This is a genomic window from Mesorhizobium sp. M2A.F.Ca.ET.037.01.1.1, from assembly GCF_003998075.1.
In the GTDB taxonomy this organism is placed as follows: domain Bacteria; phylum Pseudomonadota; class Alphaproteobacteria; order Rhizobiales; family Rhizobiaceae; genus Mesorhizobium.
Genome location: NZ_RZSA01001024.1, coordinates 1 through 2,232, shown reverse-complemented (window position 1 = coordinate 2,232; position 2,232 = coordinate 1). Strand labels below are relative to the sequence as shown.

The 2,232-nt window shown below is 66.5% G+C and carries 3 protein-coding genes; all 3 read right to left on the bottom strand.

Features of this window, described 5'->3' with window-relative positions:
- Nucleotides 1–280: ScpA family protein (locus EOA27_RS32865; RefSeq protein WP_145970696.1), on the bottom strand; the 280-nt coding region annotated here is incomplete at its 3' end.
- Nucleotides 281–343: 63 nt separating this feature from the next.
- On the bottom strand, nucleotides 344–1,363 hold the full coding sequence (gene nagZ / locus EOA27_RS32860; RefSeq protein ID WP_126082286.1) for a beta-N-acetylhexosaminidase: 1,020 nt from the start codon (nucleotides 1,361–1,363) through the stop codon (nucleotides 344–346).
- 132 nt (nucleotides 1,364–1,495) lie between these two features.
- Nucleotides 1,496–2,232: SPOR domain-containing protein (locus EOA27_RS32855; protein WP_145970695.1), on the bottom strand; the 737-nt coding region annotated here is incomplete at its 5' end.

Here is a 2,232-nt window from a genome sequence, read left to right as displayed (position 1 = left end):
GCTGTTTCGGGATCAGGAGCTTCGATTTCAGGAAGGCGAGCCACGCCGCCATCACCAGATAGTCGGCGGCAAGCTCCAACCTCAGCGCCCGCACCTTCTCGATGAAGGCCAGATACTGCTCGGCCAAAGCCAGGATCGAAATGCGTGCCAGATCGACCTTCTGGTTGCGGGCAAGGTGCAGGAGAAGATCGAGCGGACCTTCGAAACCGGCCACGTCGACGACCAGGGATGGGTCGCCGGTCAGGCGTGAATCGTCGTTCTCGGCCCACAGACGGTCCATCGGTGCGGCCTTCGCGGCCTTGCCTTCCAATGTCTCCGCCACTTGCCTTTCGTCCCTTCCGGTTCAGGCCACCGCTTCGAAATAGGTGGCAAATTCCGCGCGTATCGCCGTTTCGTCGGCGACGTCGCGATCCTTTATATAGGTCAGCGCCCGCTCCGCGCGTTGCAAGGACTTGCCCGACAGCCCCGTCGTGCGCGAGGCGATCCCCGACATCTCCTCGAAAACGCCGTTGCAGTGAAGGACGAGATCGCAGCCGGCCGCAAGGATCGAGGCCGCCTTTGTCGGGAAATCCCCAGAAAGTGCCTTCATCGAGGTGTCGTCGCTCATCAGCAGCCCGTCGAAGCCGATCTCGCCGCGGATCACCTGATCGACGACCTTGGCGGACGTCGTCGCAGGATTGTCGGGGTCGATGGCGCTGTAGACGACATGCGCCGTCATCGCCATCGGCAGCGCGTTCAACGCCTTGAACGGGGCAAAATCATGCCGCCTGAGCTCCTCGAGCGGCGTATCGACGGTCGGCAGCGCGAAATGCGTGTCGGCAAAGGCGCGGCCATGGCCGGGAATATGCTTCATCACCGGCAGCACGCCGCCCGACATCAAGCCCTCGGCCGAGGCCCGGCCAAGCTCGATCACGGCATTGGGCTCCTTGCCATAGGCGCGCGCGCCGATGACGTCGCTGGCGCCTTCGACCGGAACGTCAAGCACCGGCAGGCAGTCGGCGGTGATGCCCAGGCGGGAAAGATCGAAGGCGTGCAGCCGCGCCATCAGCCAGGCGGCGCGGCGGCCGGCTTCCTTGTCCTCGCGCCACAGCGCGCCAAGCGCGCCGCCGGCGGGATAGTTCGGCGCCAGCGGCGGACGCAGGCGCTGCACCCGGCCGCCTTCCTGGTCGATGAAGACGGGAGCTTCCGGGCGGCCGACGCAGTCGCGCATCGCGGCCACCAGGTCGCGGATCTGTGCCGCCTCGCCGATGTTGCGCGCAAACAGGATGAAGCCCCAGGGACGTTCGTCCCGATAGAAGCGGATTTCGTCTTCGGTGAGGGATTTCCCGGCGCAGCCCAGGATCATGGATTTTGATTCGCTCATAGACCGAAGCTTAAGGCTTTGAGCGAGCAAAGGGAATCACCCCTGCCCTGAGACTGGCCAAAGCTCACAACCGTCCACAACGAAAAGCCGGCGCGGCCTTGCGGCGGCGCCGGCGTTCGGTGTTGGGACGGATCAGCGCGATACGAAGCAGTTACCGCCCGCCGCCTTGTAGCTGGTGCAGAGCTCGATCGCATCGTTGCGCGAATGGGCCGGAACGCGGACGCGGTAGAAGGTGCCCTTGCCCGCGACCTCGGCCTTGACGATGTTGGCGGTGCGGCCGGAGAGCACGCTTCCGTAGCGGCGCTGCAGATCCTGATAGGTCGACTGCGCGCTTTGCACCGTCGGCTGCGAGGCGATCTGCATCGACCACGAGCCGCCGCCGGCTGCCGCCGCCGGATCGATGGAAGCGACCTGGTCCGGCTTGACCTCGCCGACGATATCGACCGGCTGATCGGACGGACGCGCCGGCGCCACCGGCACCACCGCGGGCGTGTTGCTCGACTGCGACTTGGCTTCAGCCTTCTTCGCGGGCTTCGCCGGCTTGACGGTCACCGCATCGGCCTGACCCGTATCGGCCTGCCCCGTATCTGAAGCCACCGTTCCCGTCTGCTGGCCGTCGGAGGCCGGCGCGACATGCTGTGGCGCCGGATCGCTCGGCTCGGCCGCCGCGACCTTCGGCGCGGCCGGAGCCGGATCCTCGCGCGGCACCAGCGAGCCGTCAGGCTTGACCATCATGGTCTTCACCTTGCGCGGCGCGACGGCGACGACATCGTTTTTGTTGGCGGTGTTGGCGGCATCCTGCTGCAGCACCTGTGCGATGCGGTCTTCCGACTTCGGCGCCGGCGCGGCCGGCTGCGCGCTTGCCGGTG